Genomic DNA, 17334 nt, shown 5'->3' with positions numbered 1-17334 from the left:
GCTGCAGCACCACCAGCTTCGCGGCTGAAGCCGCGCCTACAAGAGCGCAACAACAGAAGCGCAAAAGCAAACGGCGCCTTCCGGCGCCGTTCGTGCAGAACAACCCAGCCAGCTCAACTGCGCAGGCCAACACCACGCTTGAGCAGCCACAGTGCCAAGGCGGTGAGTGCGGCGACGAAGCCCAGCATCAGCGTGTAGGAGACCCACAGCGGCACGTCGCTGCTGCCCAGCAGGCCGAAGCGGAACGCGTTGACCATGTAGAAGATCGGGTTGGCGTGGGTCAGGGCCTGCGCCCAGCCCGGCAGCAGCGTGACCGAATAGAACACGCCGCCCAGGTAGGTCAGCGGGGTCAGGATGAAGGTCGGCACGATCGCCACGTCATCGAACTTCTTGGCGTAGACGGCATTGATGAAGCCGGCCAGCGAGAAGATGGTCGCGCCCAGCAACACCGTGCTCAGCGTCACCAGCGGGTGCGGGATGCGCACCGGGGTGAAGAACATCGCGATGACCAGCACGATCACGCCGACCATCAGGCCGCGTACCACCGCACCGGCCACGTAGCCGCCCAGGATCACCCAGTTCGGCATCGGGCTGACCAGCAGCTCCTCGATGTGGCGGCCGAACTTGGCGCCGAAGAACGAGGAGCTGATGTTGCCGTAGCTGTTCTGGATCACGCTCATCATCACCAGGCCCGGCACGATGAACTGCATGTAGCTGTAGCCGCCCATCTCGCCGATGCGCGAGCCGATCAGGCCGCCGAAGATCAGGAAGTACAGGGTCATGGTGATCGCCGGCGGCACCAGGGTCTGGCCCCAGATGCGCAGGATGCGGTTGATCTCGCGGCGGACGATGGTGCCCAGCGCCACCCAGTTGCGCGAACCGGTGGCGGTCTCGGAAGAGGACGTGACGGAGGTGTTCATGCGTTGTTCTCCAGGTTGCCGGTCAGGCGCACGAACAGCTCTTCCAGGCGGTTGCTCTTGGTGCGCATCGAGCGCACGCGGATGCCGGCGGCGTTGAAGGTGTCGAACACGCGGTTGAGGTCCATCGCCCGCGGCATGTCCAGGTCCAGCGTGTGCGTGTCGGTGGCCAGCAGCGTGGCGCCTTCGATGTGCGGCAGCTGCGCCGGCAGTTCACCGTCGATGTCGAAGATGAAGCCTTCCACGTCCAGCTTGGCCAGCAGGCCGCGCATCGGGCCCTGCTCGACGATGCGGCCGTGGTTGATGATGGCCAGGTTGCGGCACAGCTGCTCGGCTTCCTCCAGGTAGTGCGTGGTGAGGATGATGGTGGTGCCGGCGGCGTTGATCTCCTGCAGCGTCTTCCACATGTCGCGGCGGATCTCGATGTCCACGCCGGCGGTGGGCTCGTCCAGGATCAGCAGGCGCGGGCGGGTCATCATCGCGCGGGCGATCATCAGCCGCCGCTTCATGCCGCCGGACAGCGTGCGGCTCATCATCTGCGCCTTGTTCCACAGGTGCGCGCGCTTGAGCTCCTGCTCGGCGCGGACCTCGGCCTCGGCGCGCGGGATGCCGTAGAAGCCGGCGTAGTTGACCAGGATGTCGAAGGGCTTCTCGAACAGGTTGAAGTTGATCTCCTGCGGCACCAGGCCGATCAGGCGCATGGTCGCGCTGCGCTGGCTGACCAGGTCGCTACCGAAGACCTCCACCTGGCCTTCGCTGAGGTTTACCAGCGAGGAGATGATGCCGATCATGGTCGACTTGCCGGCACCGTTGGGGCCGAGCAGGGCGAAGAAATCGCCCGGGGCTACTTCCAGCGACACGCCCTTCAGGGCCTGCACGCCGTTGTCGTAGGTCTTGCGCAGATCGGTGATGCGCAGCGCGGGGGCTGCGGGGGGGATTCGGGAGTCCAAGCTCGGGCCTTCGCGCCGGGTCTGCGGCGCCGCGTGAATGCAAAGCGGTATTATAGAAGGCCCTGCGGCTTTGCCCGGTCAAACACAGCTTTCCCTTCGTGCCTGCCCAATTCCCCCTCAAGCTGGTCGGACGCCGCATGCTGGCGCCCACCGTTGGCCACTACCAGTTCGTCCGTGACGATGGGCAACCGCTGGATTTCCAGCCCGGCCAGTTCATTCAGGTTCACTTCGAGTACGCCGACGGCACCGCGACCAAGCGCAGCTACTCGCTGGCCACCATCCACGACCACGCGTTGGGCCCGGGTGAGGCGGTGGAAATCGCGGTCAGCTTCGTGCCCGGCGGCGCCGCCACGGCCCTGTTCGAGGGGCTGGAGCTGGGCGGCCACCTGACCGGCAGCGGCCCGTTCGGGCGCTTCTGCCTGAACCCCGGCGACCACAACGGCCGCTACCTGCTGATCGCCACCGGTACCGGCGTTACCCCGTACCGCTCGATGCTGCCGCTGCTGCGCCGGGCCATCGCCGAGCGCGGCGTGGAAGTGGTGCTGCTGCAGGGCGCCCGCACCCCGCAGGAACTGCTCTACAGCGAGGACTTCCGTGCCTTCGCCGAGGCCACCCCGGGGTTCCGCTACATGCCCTGCCTGTCGCGCGAGCTGCCGGCCGACCCGCACCCGGATGTGCGCAAGGGCTACGTGCAGCAGCAACTGGCCGAGATCGGCCCGGACCCGACGCGCGACATCACCTACCTGTGCGGCAACCCGGACATGGTCGATGCCTGCGCCGAGCTGCTGAAGGCCGCCGGCCTGCCGCCGCCGCAGATCCGCCGCGAGAAGTACGTCAGCAGTAAGTAAGGCCGGTCTGATCGGGCGCTGCACGTCGGCAGCGCTCCGCATGCGACGGCAGGGTGCGGGGACGAGGTGCTGTCACCGCATGTCCGCTTTGGCACATTTCATCCCTGGGACAATGCTGCCCGTGACCGGGACAATCGCGCGCCAGGCGTGAATGAACTCCACGATGGCCGTGGACCGCACAGGGACACGATGCCGTGGCATTCCCGCTCAGTCCCATCGAAGGGAATGACTCCTCGCACGGATCCGGATGCGCATCCTTGGCCCCGTCAGGCCAGCGCCACGATGCACCCTGCATGTGAAGTGAATAGATCCCCTAGCGAGACATCGCGCTTGCCGGCGGGCGACACGTGCTGCGTCAGTCGTACGTGTGGACGTAGCACTACGCACGCACGCATGCATGCGGACCGGTACCGGTATCGCGATCACTGCAGGGGTGTCTGAGATAGGACTTTTCCTAAGGGTGCGCACCCCATATTGGGGCCGGGCTGATCGAAGTATCGCCGTGCGATTGAAACAATTGCACGGCAACGAACTCTCCTGCGAACCCGTTGTTCGACGGTGGCTTCCTGCAGCGCGCATGGCTTTGGGCCAGTGCGATGAAACCTGGGCGCTCTCATTGCGATACGCCCGCTTCCTCATCACTGGAACCTATGGAGTAGTCCAATGAAAGCCTGCAAATTCCCGTCCGCGTGGCTGTTCGTGATAGCCGCCATGGTAATGCCGGCAACGGCAAAGGCAGCGATTTACTGTACTTCGTCCAATGACACTTCGACCAATGTTGGATCGCCTCAGTTCGTCGCGCAGGCATCGGGGACGACCGTGAAGATCAATCCGAATGCACCGGACGGAGCGGTCCTGGCAGAGTTGGAACCCACGATGTATTTGAACTGGAAGGCGACGGTCAGGTGCTCCGGTACCGCGTCGCCCACCGTCACGTTGATCACCGGCCTGACCCATCTGGGTGACAATGTCTATGACACAGGCGTCCCGGGGATCGGTATACGCTTTGCGCACCCCATCGGAAGGTGGTTTCCCTACGAGGGCACCTTGACTCCCGCAACGTACATACCGTCTCCGAGCAAGGCAATTCTCCAGCTGGTCAAGATCGGCCCCATACCGGCGCCTGGGACCCTGCCGACCATCTATGCCCGCACCGAAATTGCCGAAGCGGGCGTGGGCACCAACTATCTCACTGTCTTTACGCGCTTCACCATTTACGGTCCAAAGCTGGAAATCAGCATCCCTACCTGCCAGGTGACTACGCCGCTGGTGAGCGTGTCGATGGCGCCGGTGTACAGAAGCCAGTTCACCGAGATGGGTTCGGTATCGGCGGCGGGCGATCTCGCCATTGGCGTGAAGTGTGCCGGCGGCGCAGCGGGGTCGAAGGTCGATGTGCATGCCGTGCTCACTGACCAGAGCGATCCGGAGAATCGGGATGATGCGTTGAAACTCAGTGCCGACTCAACGGCGAGTGGACTGGGGGTACAGGTACTCTTCAAGGGCAACGTGATCCGTTTCGGCCCTGACTCCAAGCATTCCGATGCCGAGAATCGCTGGTTGGCAGGATCGACCGGCGTCGGTGAGTACAGCATCCCGCTGTCGGCCCGCTATGTTCGGACCGGGTCAGTCGTCTCGGCGGGCACCGCCAACGCGCGCGCCACGTTCACCCTGAGCTACGAATAATCGGCTCGGACATGGATGTCGGTGTGAGAGGACCGATCGCCGGAAGACTTGGCGATCTCCTCTCTTCCCTTGAAGCGAAACCCAAAGGAGTTCCCGTGAAGTATCTGCTCCAGGTTGACTTCGCCTATGCCGGCCCCTGGGGCGTGGAGATGACGCACGCCATGCAGGACCTGGCGGCATCGATCGCCACGGAGAAGGGGCTGATCTGGAAGATCTGGACCGAGGATGAGGCAAGCGGCCGTGCCGGTGGCGTCTATCTGTTCCAAGGCCGGGAAGAGGCGCAGGCCTACCTCGACATGCACGCCGCACGCCTGGCGACGTTCGGCATCTCGGAGGTGCGGGGATTGATCTTCGTCGTCAACGAGCCGCTGTCGGCCATCGACCGGGCTCCGTTGTAGGCCTTTGCAGGGCAGGGCGCCGATTGCGGTGATGCCACGCGAGTCCGGACGCACGAAGTCCCGATGGGGGCGCTCTTGCAGCGGTTCATCTGAACACGGTGGTTTCAGTAGACATACTGCACTTCACCGGTGACCACTGCTGTCTGATCAGGGAAGCCCAAGGCGTCGATGCGCTCGCCTGTTACGGTGGCTGCCGCCGCGGGCGTGCATTGCCTCCTGCGTGAAGGCCGAGGCGCTTGGGCTCCGGTCAGGAGGCGTTGTCTCCATCGCCGGACCTTGCTTCGTCAATGAAGCGCGTGACGGTTGACGCCCCATCAGTCGGAAGTGCCGACTTTCTTGATCTGCAACAGCCTTGATCGAGAAGGTGTGCGCAGGGCATTCATCATCGACACATAGCCGAACGGATGCATCTACGTACTTTCGGTCGGAACCGAATGTGCGAGCTGGGATCAAGTATTGATGGTGATTTGGCATCCAACTGGGACTGGTCCTAGAAATTCTCCATACGAATTCGGATATCGCTGATCGTTTCCGATGGCCATGGTTGAAAGAATGGCGGCCCTCGCAAAGCCTGGTCGCCGTGCAGGCCGTCGCCGAGGCCGGTGACGGGTGCACCGTGTGACGTGGCGCAAGCGGGTCGCCTCCCTTTCACTCCATTTCGATCCAGGCACAACCATGTCGATGAAAAGCAATGCATGCGCGAACGCGCGGTGGCTCGTCCTGGCCGGGCTGCTGGCGACCAGTGGCACGGCCATGGCCGAGGTCTGCACCACCAACACCGGGCTGCCGACGACCTTCGTGATGACCCTGCCGGAGACGATCACCATCAATCCGGACCTCGGCGACGGCAAGGTACTGGCCGACATCAGCGGGACCTTGGTCCTGCAGGCCCCCACCGAGACCCGTTGCCCGGGTCTCTCCGGTGAGGTTCCGAACAAGTACATGCTCTCCAGCGGGGCTTATCTCGGCGAAAACACCTACGAGAGCGGCATCCCCGGCGTGGGTATCCGCTTCTACTTCAATGGCGTCGCCTTTCCGCTGGAGAACCGCTTTGTCTTTCCCCAGAAAGACACAAATAGCTGGCCGGGGCGCCTGCAGCTGGTCAAGACCGGGCCGATCAGCCAGTCGGGTTCGCTTGCCGGGCTGCAGGGCGGTGCTTACCTGACCAGCAACGGCAACCATCAATGGCGCGTGTTCGCGTTCAAGGGCGCTACCAATGTGGACGCGGGACGGCCGACCTGCACGGTCGCCACGCCGCTGGTGCCCGTGCCGATGGGCTCGGCCCGGCTGAAGGAGTTCAACGGCATCGGCACCACGGTGGGCGAGCGGGGCTTCAGCATCGCCGTCGACTGCGGTGGCGGGCGTCCGCAGATTTCCACGGCGGTGTACGGGGTGCTGATGGACCAGAGCGATCCGGCGAACCGCTCCACCCAGCTGTCCCTCACCCCAGGCTCGACCGCTGTGGGCGTGGGCCTGCAGGTGCTCCACGGCGGCACGCTGCTGTCCTATGGCGGCAACGCCGGCGAGCCGGCCGCCGATGCACGCTGGTTTGCCGGACGCACCCACAACGGCCGCTTCGAGATCCCGTTGATGGCCCGGTACGTGCAGACACGGGCAGAAATCACACCGGGGAGCGCGAATGCCAAAGCCACCTTCGTGCTGAGCTACGAATGATGCCTCCCGGCACCGGTGGCAGCTGGGTTCAGGCCCCTGGCTTGCGCTGCTGCAAGGCCCGGCGGCCCTGTTCACGCAGGTGGACCAGCTCGGCGCGCACTGCGCCCAGGTCACGCTGCAGCAGCAACGCTTCCATCCGGGCGCAGCGCGCCACCAGCTCGGTTTCATGGACCAGCGCGAAGCCGCCGCGCACCGAGTGCAGCTGCTGGCCGATGGCGTGGATGGGGTCATCGCCGGGCACCGTCGCGTTCGTCGCATTGGCTTGGCCCGCGGGATCCAGCAGCTGATCCAGTGTCGCCAGTGACTGCTCGAACGCACTGTCCAGGGCCGCGTGCACGGCGGCGGGCAGCGGGCCCGTGGCAAGGTCGGAGGCCGCGGCATTTGCGGCGGACGCCGTTGCCGCTGGGCGGTCCTGCGCAAGGATGCGGCCGATGCTTTCCAGCAGGATCGGCTTGACCAGCACCTCGCTGATGCCGGCCTCCGTGCAGCGCTGCCGGTCATGTGCGGAGGCATGCGCGGTAATGGCGATGATCGGCTGCACGAAGCCACGCGCGCGCAGGGCGTGGGCGAGCATGCAGCCGTCCATCCCGGGCATGTTGAGGTCGGTGAACACCACGTCGTAGGCCTGCCGTTCCTGCAGGGCCAAGGCGTCGGCCGCGCTGGCGACGATGTCGGCCCGCTGGCCGAGGGCGTCGAGCTGCATCCGCATCAGCTCGCGGTTGGCGGGATGGTCGTCGACCACCAGCACCCGTCGCTGGCTATGCGGCGGTTCAACAGCCAGCGACGGTTCCGGAATGGGAGCTGCCGCCTGCAGCGGTTCCAGCGGCAGCGTGACCAGGAAGGTACTGCCCTGGCCGAGGACGCTGTGCACCTGGATGCCGCCCTGCATCAGCTCGACCAGCGCCCGGCACAAGGCCAGGCCCAGGCCGCTACCACCGAAGCGACGGGCGATGGAGCTGTCCGCCTGCGAGAAGCGCTGGAACAGCCCGGCCTGCTGCTCGGTGCTCATGCCGATGCCGGTATCGCTGACGCCGATCACCAAGGGTGAATCCGGCCGGTCCTCGTCCTGCAGGTACAGCTCCAGCAACACATCGCCTTCATGGGTGAACTTGAGCGCGTTGCCCAGCAGGTTGTAGAGGATCTGGCGGATGCGGGTGGGGTCGCCGCGGTACGCCGGGGCCAGCCCATCGTCCAGGCTGGTGTCCAGCACCAGGCCCTTGGCCTGTGCCATGGGCGTGAAGAATGCCGCCGTTTCGACGGCAAGGGCCCTGAGGTCGAAGGCGATGGATTCCAGCTGCATCTGCCCGGATTCCACCCGCGAGAAATCCAGGATGTCGTTGATGATGCCCAGCAACGCGGACGAGGACGAGGTGACGGTGCGTACCTGCTGCAGCTGGCTGCCGGACAACGGCGAGCGTTCCAGCAGCTCGAGGTTGCCGAGGATGGCGTTGAGCGGTGTGCGGATCTCGTGGCTCATCGTGGCCAGGAACGCCGACTTGGCCTGGTTGGCCGCGTCGGCGGCGCGGCGCGCCTGTTCCAGTTCCTGCTGGACCTTCTTGCGCAGCGTGATGTCCTTGAAGTTGCACAGCAGTGCCTGCCGTCCCTGGAAGCGGGTGGGCACGGCCACCACCAGCAGGTCGCGGTGCGACCCATCGGCCATGGCCAGGGTGAACTCGGCTTCGCGGGCAGGTGACGTCGCACCGACCGGGCCGAACCACCGCAGCAGTTGCTGGTGCAGCGGGGCATCGCCGGCGCGTACCTGCCCGGCATAGGAATCCATCACCGCGTTCTGCAACAGCACCTGGCCGGTGTCCGGCGCCAGCAGCGACAGGCCGAACGGGGCGGTCGTCACCATCGTGCGGTTGAGGTCCTCGCTCTCGATGATGCGCAGCGAGCGGGCGTAGCCGGGCTTGAAGACCTTGCGGTCGATCAACAGCAGCACCGTCCAGACGAAGCCGATCACCAGCAGCATCGCACCGGCGTAGGCCGCCAGCCGTGGCCACAGATCGGCCAGGACGGTGCGCCAGGTGAACACATGGACCAGCTTCCAGCCGCTGGCCGAGAGCACGTCGCTGGCGATGAACTGGCCGTCCTGGTAGCTGAACGCCTCGTCCGCCGGCGGCTGTGCCAGCGCGGTGCGCAGCAGCGCAGGCGGCAACGTGCCCGGGTTGGGGCCCATCAGCATGCGGCCGTCATGGTCGGCGATCAGCAGCGCCTCGTGCGGGCGTGCGGTCGCCAGCCGCGAAGCGAACGACGCGGAAGGGTACGCGGCGACGAACACCGCGAACAGCTTCCCGTCCTGTGCCGCGCCCTGCACCAGGCGCACCGAGGGTTGTCCGCTCAGCGGATCGGTGGACGGCGGCAGCCACAACGGCAGGGCAGGGTCGAGCAGGCGCGCGACCACGTGCGGGTCCTGCAGGTTGCCCAGGTCTGGCGCCACCTGGCCGATCAGCTCGGCGGCACCGGCAGTGTCGAAACGCGTGGCGGTGTCGCCCGGTTGCAGCGGGCCCAGCCCGATGAAGCTGCCGTCGGGGTTGTAGAAGTAGCCCGAGGCCAGCAGGGCATGCGAATAGGCACCGGCCTGGTAGCTCACTTCGTCGGCCAGGCGCAGGTAAGGCGCGTGCACCTGCAGCGGGTGCGCCGCGTCGATGTCACCACGCACCAGCACCGCCGGGAAGCTGCGGTTGCGCTGCAGCACCATCCGCCCGTGATGGGCGCTGAAGGCGGCCAGCAGCGCGGGGTCCGGGGCCTGCCGGTTGGCCCAGGCGTACTCCTCCTGCCGGACATTGATGCGCATGGCGCCTTCGTGCACGGCGAACAGCGAACGCAACGCGGTGCGGCGCATGACGAACTCGGCCTGGCGTTCGCCGACGTAGTCGTTGACCTGCGCGTACAGCATCACCGCGGTGACGGTGGCCAGCACCAGCGAGGTCACCAGCCCGCCCACGAACAGCAGCAGCCGCTGGTGGCGGCTGAGCAGGCTCAGGGCATCGCGGCCCCGGCCCACGCGTTCCGGCGGTGTTGTCATCCCGTGCCCCTTGGCTGAACGGCGCTCCATCATAGGGTCAACCGGGCACGCCTGAGCGGATGTCCTACCTGCTGGGGAGAAGAATAAGACTGGGCCGATATGGGCGGGTACGAGCGGTTGGAACAATGTCCCCCGACGCAACAGACGGTACCCCGCCCACTGCCCGGAGACGCCTTCATGAACGCCCAGATCCGCAATGTCCTTCCTGCCACCGTTGCCCTGCCGGTCCCCAGTGCGCTGGTCGTGGACGCCAACGAGCTCCATCTGGCGTCGGTGATGAAGATGCTGGCACGCGCCGGCGCCGACCGGGTCAAGGGCGTGCATGCCGGTGCCGCGGGCATCGAGGCGCTGCGCGGCAATGACTGGGGCGTGGTGTTCGTGGACCTGGACCTGCCCGATGTCACCGGCATGCAGCTGATCGACCTGCTGGCCGACCGTGGCAGCAAGGCCGCGGTGGTGATCATGAGCAACCATCCGTGCCGCATCCTGCATGCCGCGTCCTGCCATGCCACCGCGCGCGACCTCAACGTGGTCGCTGCGCTGCGCAAGCCGCTGGACGCGATGCTGGTGCAGGACCTGCTGGAGGAACAGGCCATCCGCGCCGCGCAGGCACCGCAGGCGGCCCGGCCGGAGGAACCGTCGATGCATGGCTTCAGCGCCGAGGATCTGCGCCGGGCGCTGTTGTCGCACCAGATCAAGCCGTACTTCCAGCCCCAGCACGACGTGCTGACCGGCGCGCTGCGCGGCGCCGAGGTCCTGGCCCGCTGGCATCACCCGAGCGGTCGGGTGCTGGGGCCGCATGCCTTCCTGCCGGCTTTCGAGCGGGCCGGGATGATGGATTGCCTGACCCAGTACATGCTCTCCAGTGCCTTCGAGGTCATGGCCATGGACGGGCACGGTGCCGGCCGGGTGGTGGCGGTGAACGTCCCGGCCAGCGTCGCCTGTTCGGTGCAATGGGCCCAGAGCGTGGCCGACCTTGCCCAGGTGGCCGGGGTGGATCCGTCGCAGCTGATCATCGAGATCACCGAGGACGGTGGCGCGGCCTGCAATGCGGCCCTGTCCGGCGTGGTCGCGCAGTTGCGGTTGCGTGGTTTCCAGTGCGCCATCGATGACTTCGGCACCGGCGATTCGTCGCTGGACCGGTTGATGCGTGCGCCGTTCAACGAGATCAAGATCAACCGCGGGATGATCATGCAGGCACGCGAGCACGTGCATGCGCGCAGCGTGCTGGCCAGCATCATCGCCATGGGCCGGCAGCTGGTGGCCACCGTGGTGGCCGAAGGCATCGAGGACCAGGAGGACCTGGCGATGGTGCGCAACCTGGGCTGCCATGTCACCCAGGGCTACCTGCATGCGCGGCCGATGTCGCGTGCCGCCTACATGCGTTACGTGCTGCGTAGCGACAACGCCTGACAGGCAACGCCGCACGTTGGAAAGGGCCGGCCTTGCGCCGGCCCTTCTTGTTTCCGGCAACGGTGTGCCGATGGCGGGCGCCCTGCGGACGGAAGCGCACTGCATCGTGCACGAGTAGCAGAAGGCGTCGTGACGCCATCACATCCGTGCAACGTCGCCGACCGAAGCGGGGTAGGCCAAGTGCAGACGATGTCGTAGGAATGTTCGGGTTCGCGAGGAAGGCTTTTTCAGTGCAAATGAGTCGCTTGCGGGCGCGTCGGGATTCCTCCCGGGCGATAGCGTAATTCCCGTCACGATTGCATCGCGCACCCTTTCAACGAATCGATTTCATTTGTTTCAGATAAGTCTTATCTGAGGCTGCATGGATTCGGACATCGCTGATTATCTCGCCGCAACCTGCTCCCTAGACTTCCCCTGCCCTGACAAGACGGCGCACGGCACGACCGGCCGGACGGAAGTCAGGCCCTTGTTGAAATCCAATCCCTCAATCCAGGAATACTGAAATGAACAAGTTCTCCCTTGCTTCGGCCCTCGCCCTCGCCCTGTTCGCTGCCCCGGCCGCCCAGGCCGCCGACGGCACCATCGAGTTCACCGGCGCCGTGACCGCCGTCACCTGCACCATCAACGGCGGCAATGCCGATTTCAACGTGGTCCTGCCGACCGTCTCGGCTGCTTCGCTGGCCACCAGTGGCGCTGTCGCCGGCCGTACCCCGTTCAAGATCGAAGTGAGCGGCTGCACCCCGGATACCGGCAAGATCTCGGCCTTCTTCGAAGCCGATGCCCAGGTGAACGAGAACGGCCGTCTGCGCGTCGACACCGGCGGTGCCAAGAACGTCGAAGTGGCCCTGCTGAACGACAGTCACAATGAAATCATGCTGGGTGCCGCTGGCAATCAGGGTTCGCAGAAGGTTGACCTGGCCGGTGGTTCGGCTGTCCTGAACTACTACGCGCAGTACTACTCGCTGGGTGGCGCCGAAGCCGGCGCGGTGGCGACCCGCGTCCGTTACACCATGTCCTACGAGTAAGCCGAAGCCGCGTGGCGGCACTGCCGCCACGCACGGATTTCCGCTGCGCCGTCTCCTTCGGACGACGGCGCGGCAACCGGGTCCCACGGCCCCCAGGAGAAACGACCATGAACAACGGTATCCGTACATTGATGATGTTCACCAGTGTCGCACTGGCCATGTTTGCCTCGCAGGCCGACGCAAGCGTGGTGATTGCAGGAGCCCGCGTGATCTTTCCGGGCCAGGACAAGGAAGCAACGGTTCAACTGAACAACGCGGGGCAGCTGCCGGCGCTGGTGCAGGCCTGGCTGGATGACGGGGATGCCGCCGCATCGCCGGAAACGATCAACGTGCCGTTCACCCTGACCCCGGCGATGTTCCGGCTGGACCCGGGCAACGGCCAGGCACTGCGCCTGCTGCACACCGGGGCGGCCCTGCCCAGTGACAGGGAAAGCCTGTACTGGCTCAATGTGCTGGAAGTGCCGCCGAAGGTGAATGACGATGCCAACCGCCTGCAGCTGGCGGTGCGCACCCGGATCAAGGTGATGTATCGCCCCGCCGGCCTGCCCGGCAAGGCCGCCGATGCCCCCGCCGCGGTTCGCTGGGAGCTGCGCCGGCAGGAAGACGGCACCGGTTACGCGCTCAAGGCCAGCAACCCGACGCCGTACTACGTCAACTACGGCAGCATCAGCCTGGGCACCGGCAACGGCACCCTTGATGCCGGCGGAGGCCACGTCGCGCCGGGCAGCAGCAAGCTGTTCCCGCTGGCCGCTTCGGACGCCGCCGTCCTTGCCCGCACCGAAGTGCAGTACAGCGCGATCAATGATTGGGGCGGTGCGTCCCAAGGCGTGCAGCCGGTCAGCGCGCCCACGCGTTGAACCAGGTGCCGCCAGTGGCGGCACCCCGCTGACCCCCACTTTCCCGCACCAGCGGCTTCCGGCACGGAGCGGCCGCTGGGCGGATCCCGAATCGATCAGCAGGTGCCCCGGCATGGGGACGCCTGGTGCGTACCTGGAAGATTGCCGTGAACCTGCCTGCCGCCGCTTGCCACCGCCCCGTTGCAACCCCCGTGCGCCGCCGCCTGCCGGCGCTGATCGTTGCCATCCTCGCGACGCAGTGCCTGGAAGCGATGGGGCAGGAAACGGCGATGTCGGCCGCGGCCGTGGTCCAGTTCGACACTGAGTTCCTGGTCGCCGGTGGCGGCCGCAACGTGGACATCTCCCGCTTCGAGCGGGGCAGCGTGGTGCTGCCCGGTGTCTATCGCGCCGACCTGCAGGTCAACGGCGATTACGTCGCACGTGCGGACGTCACGTTCCGCAGCCTCGAGGCGGGTACCGACGCGGTGGCCTGCATCGATGAATCGCTGCTGGCCCGGTTCGGCGCGGACATGTCGCTGCTGGACCCTGCCATCCGCGACCGCCTGGCCGCGGCGGCCGCCTGCGAGCGCATCGAGGACGTCATCGCCGATGCGCGCGTGCACTTCGACTTCGCCGCGCAGCGCCTGGAGGTGAGCATCCCGCAGGCCGCCATGCTGCGTCGCGCGCGTGGCTACGTGGATCCCTCCAACTGGGATGCCGGCATCAACGCCGCCTCGCTGGGTTACAGCTTCAATGTCTACCAGCAGAAGATGCGGGGCAACGCCGCCGTCACCCGCGGCTACCTTGGCGTGAATGCCGGTTTGAACGTGGGGGGCTGGCGCCTGCGCCATGACGGCTCCTACAGCTTCGACACCCGGGGCCAGCGCGACTACCAGGCCATGGCCACCTATGCCAAGCGCGAGGTGGCGGCCTTGTCGGCCGAGCTGACCCTCGGCGAGGCCTTCACCAGCGGTGACCTGTTCGATTCGGTCGGTTTCCGTGGCGTGCGCCTGGAAACCGACGACCGCATGCTGCCCGAATCGCGTCGCGGCTACGCGCCGACCGTGCGTGGCGTGGCCAACAGCAATGCCAGGATCACGATCCGTCAGGGCGGCTCGCTGATCCACGAGACCACGGTGGCACCGGGTGCGTTCGAGATCGATGATCTCTACGCTACCGGTTACGGCGGTGACCTGGAGGTCACCATCCAGGAAGCCGATGGCAGCCAGCGCATGTTCTCGGTGCCGTTTGCCGCAGTGCCGTTGTCGTTGCGCCCAGGGGCGACCCGCTTCAGCGCCACGATGGGTGAGCTGCGCCAGCATCAGGGCCGCGATGAGCCGTTGTTCGCGCAGGGCACCTGGCAGCGTGGCCTGTCCAACCGCGTGACCGGCTACGCCGGCGTCACCGCCGCGCCGGACTATGCCGCCGGCATGGTGGGCGTGGCCCTGAACACCCGCCTCGGCGCGGTGGGCGCTGACGTAACCCAGTCCTCCACCGTCCTGGCCGATGGCAACGCGGTGCGCGGGGCCAGCTACCGGCTGAGCTATGCACGCGACATCGCCGCCACCGGTACCCACGTCGCGATCGCGGCGTACCGCTACTCGACCGGCGGCTTCTATGGCCTGGGCGAAGCGATGCAGGCACGTGAGGCCGAACGCCACAGCGATGTCTGGGCACCGCAGCGCCAGCGCAATCGCGCCTCGCTGAGCATGGGGCAGCGCCTGGGCGAGCGCCATGGCCGCCTGCATGCCACCGCGTCGCTGTCCGACTACTGGAACCGGCCCGGCTCGGACGTGAACTACTCCTTCGGCTACAGCGGTTCGCTGGGGCGGATGAACTACGGCATCTCGGCCAATCGCCAGCACAGCGCCGATGGCCGCGCCGATACCCAGTACTATGCCAGCCTGACGGTGCCGCTGGGCAGCGCAGGTCGGTCCCGGACCCTGAGCAACAACCTGTCCTACAACGATGGCGGTCGCTCGCGTGCGCAGAGCACCCTGTCCGGCACCATGGGCGAGGAGAACCAGCTGTCCTACGGCCTGTCGCTGGCACATGCACGCGGCGGCGACATCGACAGCACCTCCGACCTCAATGCCAACCTGATGTACCGCGCTGGCAAGGCCGACCTGCAGGCCAGCATGGCGGTGGGCAGCCACCACTCGCAGGCATCGGTGGGCGCGCGCGGCGCGGTGGTGATCCATGCCGATGGCTGGACGCTGTCCCAGCCGCTGTCGGAAACCTTCGGCATCGTCGAGGTGCCCGATGCGAAGGGCGCGCGCCTGCTCAACGCCGCCGGCGTCAAGGTGGACGGGCGCGGCTACGCGGTCATCCCGTACCTGACCCCGTACCGCGCGAACACGATCAGCATCGACCCGAAGGGCCTGTCCACGGACGTGGAACTGAAGCTCAACAGCCAGCAGGTAACTCCGCGCGCCGGTGCCGTGGCGAAGGTGCGCTTCGCCACCGAGTCCGGGCGCTCTGCGGTGCTGGAAGTACGCCGACAGGACGGTTCGGTGCTGCCGTTCGGCGCCAATGTCATCGACGAGGATGACCGCGAAGTCGGCGTGGTCGGGCAGGGCGGTCGCATCTTCGTGCGTGGCCTGCGCGAGACCGGCACGTTGACCGTGCGCTGGGCCGATGATGCGCGCGCGCTGTGCCGCATCGACTATCACCTGCCGGCACGCGGCAAGGACGAGGGCATCCAGGTGGTGCCGGGCCAGTGCGTCACGCAGGTGGCCGATCTGCGCGAGGACGACGCCGCGCCGGTGTGGAACTTCGTCAGCGGCGAGTGAGCCGCGCCACGGATTGCGCCTGCACGTCGCAGCAGGTCCGCCGGCGCTTGCACGCGCTTGCGCGGCGGGCTGGCCACTGACATAGAATCGCCCCAGCACATGGTCCCCATGTGTGCCGATGGGTGCACCCTTCAAGGGCGGAACCGGCCGGCGGGCGGTGGTCGTTGGAGGGGGTGGCGTGGACAGTTTCAGGATCCGGGTGGTACTGGCCGACGATCATCCCGGGATGATCGCCGGCGTGCGGCATGAACTGTCTTCGGTATCGACCATCGAACTGGTGGGGACGGCCGGTGATTCGACGGCACTGATGGCCTTGCTGGCCGAAGTGCCGTGCGACGTCGTGGTTTCCGACTACGCCATGCCTGGCGGCGAGGTGGGCGACGGCGTGGCGCTGTTCGGCCTGATGCGGCGTCGCTTCCCGGACGTGAAGCTGGTGGTGCTGACCATGCTGGACAACCCGGCGGTGCTGCACACGCTGGTGACCCAGGGCGTGCAGTGCATCGTCAGCAAGTCCGATGCGATCACCCACCTGGTGCCGGCCATCCATGCCGCGCGCACGCAGGGCCGGTACTTCTCGCCGAGCATCGAACGGGTGGTGAGCGGCGTCGACTGGAACCGCCGCAGCCGCAACCCGGACGGCGTGCTGAGCCAGCGCGAAGCGGAAGTGGTGCGGTTGTTCGCGTCGGGGCTGACCGTCAACGAGATCGCCGAGCGCCTGCATCGCAGCAAGAAGACCATCAGCACGCAGAAGGCCAAGGCGATGGAGAAGCTGGGCGTGGAGCGTGACGTGGACCTGTTCCGTTACGCGATGGAGAATGGTCTGGTCGCACCGGCATCGTCGGGCGGCGTCGACCCGGCCGTGGAATGAGTGCGGCCCGCATGTCCATGGCGTGAGCCACGACGACGCGGCATAAGCAGTTTCTTTTGCAAGGATGCACCCACGAAGATCACGCTTTGAACGGCGGATGATGCCTTGCGTGCATCAATTCAGACCTGTCCTATCGGCCGCCTGACCGGTTTCGGACCTGGGCGCTTACATCGTTGTGCGCCCGCACATACATTTAATTAACAAATTGTGCCGGAACAACCAACGGGTCGGTCCAGGCACACGACGATGTCCGCGCGTGCCTGCACGGTGCATCGGCCCGCCTACCTTCACCACTCTGACCATCATGAAACCACTCAGCCTCCGGGTCGTCATCGCGGACGATCATTCCGCCGTCCGTGCCGGCATCCATCACGTGATCGAAGCCTCCGGTGGCGCATCGATCATGGGTACCGCGCGCAATTCCAGCGAACTGCTGGAGCTGCTTGGCCGGGTGGAGTGCGACGTGTTGATCACCGGCTACGCGATGCCCGGTGGCCGGCACGGTGACGGCATGTTCCTGTTCCGGCTGATCCGCCAGCGCTTCCCCGAGCTGCGCATCGTGGTGCTGACCATGCTGGACAACACCGGCATCGTGCACTCGCTGCTGAAGCTGGGCATCACCTGCATCCTCAGCAAGTCCGACTCGATGAGCCACCTGATGCCAGCCGTGCACGTGGCCTACGCCGATGGCCGCTACCTGTCGCCGACCATCGCCGAGGTGGCCGATTCGATCACCACCAGCCGCGCGCAGATCCATGCATTGAGCGGACGCGAGCTGGAAGTGATCCGGCTGTACGTATCGGGCATGACCGTCAACGAGATCGCCGAGCGGCTCAACCGCAGCAAGAAGACCATCAGCAGCCAGAAGGGTGCGGCCATGCTCAAGCTCGGCCTCAAGCGCG

At 66.3% G+C, this 17334-nt stretch carries 13 protein-coding genes; 10 read left to right on the top strand and 3 right to left on the bottom strand.

Translation table 11 applies throughout. The features are described 5' to 3' along the window. Nucleotides 1-113: 113 nt before the first annotated feature. Nucleotides 114-920, bottom strand: coding sequence for an ABC transporter permease (locus tag ATCM_RS07295; RefSeq protein ID WP_132863785.1), 807 nt, complete (start codon nt 918-920; stop codon nt 114-116). Further along, on the bottom strand, nt 917-1867 hold the full coding sequence (locus ATCM_RS07290; RefSeq protein ID WP_132863783.1) for an ABC transporter ATP-binding protein: 951 nt from the start codon (nt 1865-1867) through the stop codon (nt 917-919). Before ATCM_RS07290 ends, ATCM_RS07295 begins: the two co-directional genes overlap by 4 nt. A 98-nt stretch (nt 1868-1965) precedes the next feature. Here ATCM_RS07290 and ATCM_RS07285 point away from each other — a divergent pair, with 98 nt between their 5' ends. From ATCM_RS07285 to ATCM_RS07270, 4 genes are all read left to right on the top strand, one after another. Then, nucleotides 1966-2715 (top strand): ferredoxin--NADP reductase, encoded by a 750-nt coding sequence (locus ATCM_RS07285; RefSeq protein ID WP_132863781.1) that lies wholly within the window; start codon nt 1966-1968, stop codon nt 2713-2715. A 663-nt stretch (nt 2716-3378) separates the two neighbouring features. Then, nucleotides 3379-4398: a fimbrial protein gene (locus ATCM_RS07280; RefSeq protein ID WP_132863780.1), complete on the top strand. Its 1020-nt coding sequence runs from the start codon at nt 3379-3381 to the stop codon at nt 4396-4398. A gap of 95 nt (nt 4399-4493) precedes the next feature. Further along, nucleotides 4494-4796 (top strand): monooxygenase, encoded by a 303-nt coding sequence (locus tag ATCM_RS07275; protein WP_132863778.1) that lies wholly within the window; start codon nt 4494-4496, stop codon nt 4794-4796. A gap of 675 nt (nt 4797-5471) precedes the next feature. Continuing rightward, nucleotides 5472-6470, top strand: a complete 999-nt coding sequence (locus ATCM_RS07270; RefSeq protein ID WP_132863776.1) for a fimbrial protein — start codon at nt 5472-5474, stop codon at nt 6468-6470. Nucleotides 6471-6498: 28 nt separating this feature from the next. Here ATCM_RS07270 and ATCM_RS07265 read toward each other — a convergent pair whose 3' ends face one another. Next, the gene (locus tag ATCM_RS07265; RefSeq protein WP_165931142.1) at nt 6499-9498 is read right to left on the bottom strand and encodes an ATP-binding protein; all 3000 of its coding nucleotides are present in this window, start codon (nt 9496-9498) and stop codon (nt 6499-6501) included. Between the two features lie 177 nt (nt 9499-9675). Between ATCM_RS07265 and ATCM_RS07260 the strand changes: the two genes are divergently transcribed. From ATCM_RS07260 to ATCM_RS07235, 6 genes are all read left to right on the top strand, one after another. Next, a complete protein-coding gene (locus tag ATCM_RS07260; protein WP_165931141.1) occupies nt 9676-10911 on the top strand; it encodes an EAL domain-containing response regulator in 1236 nt (411 codons plus the stop codon). 503 nt (nt 10912-11414) lie between these two features. Continuing rightward, nucleotides 11415-11936, top strand: a complete 522-nt coding sequence (locus tag ATCM_RS07255) for a fimbrial protein (RefSeq protein ID WP_132863771.1) — start codon at nt 11415-11417, stop codon at nt 11934-11936. A 107-nt stretch (nt 11937-12043) separates the two neighbouring features. Beyond that, nucleotides 12044-12793 carry a fimbria/pilus periplasmic chaperone gene (locus ATCM_RS07250; protein WP_132863769.1) on the top strand — a complete coding sequence of 250 codons (750 nt, stop codon included), beginning with the start codon at nt 12044-12046 and terminating at the stop codon, nt 12791-12793. Nucleotides 12794-12984: 191 nt separating this feature from the next. Next, nucleotides 12985-15564: a fimbria/pilus outer membrane usher protein gene (locus tag ATCM_RS07245; protein ID WP_132863767.1), complete on the top strand. Its 2580-nt coding sequence runs from the start codon at nt 12985-12987 to the stop codon at nt 15562-15564. Nucleotides 15565-15742: 178 nt separating this feature from the next. Further along, nucleotides 15743-16432, top strand: coding sequence for a response regulator transcription factor (locus ATCM_RS07240; protein ID WP_207911791.1), 690 nt, complete (start codon nt 15743-15745; stop codon nt 16430-16432). A gap of 304 nt (nt 16433-16736) precedes the next feature. Beyond that, nucleotides 16737-17334, top strand: a 598-nt coding sequence (locus ATCM_RS07235; RefSeq protein WP_207911790.1) for a response regulator transcription factor, incomplete at its 3' end; no start/stop codon positions are given.

The sequence above is a fragment of the Stenotrophomonas sp. ATCM1_4 genome (assembly GCF_004348115.1).
Lineage (GTDB): Bacteria > Pseudomonadota > Gammaproteobacteria > Xanthomonadales > Xanthomonadaceae > Stenotrophomonas > Stenotrophomonas capsici.
This window is presented reverse-complemented; position numbering and strand designations above follow the sequence as displayed.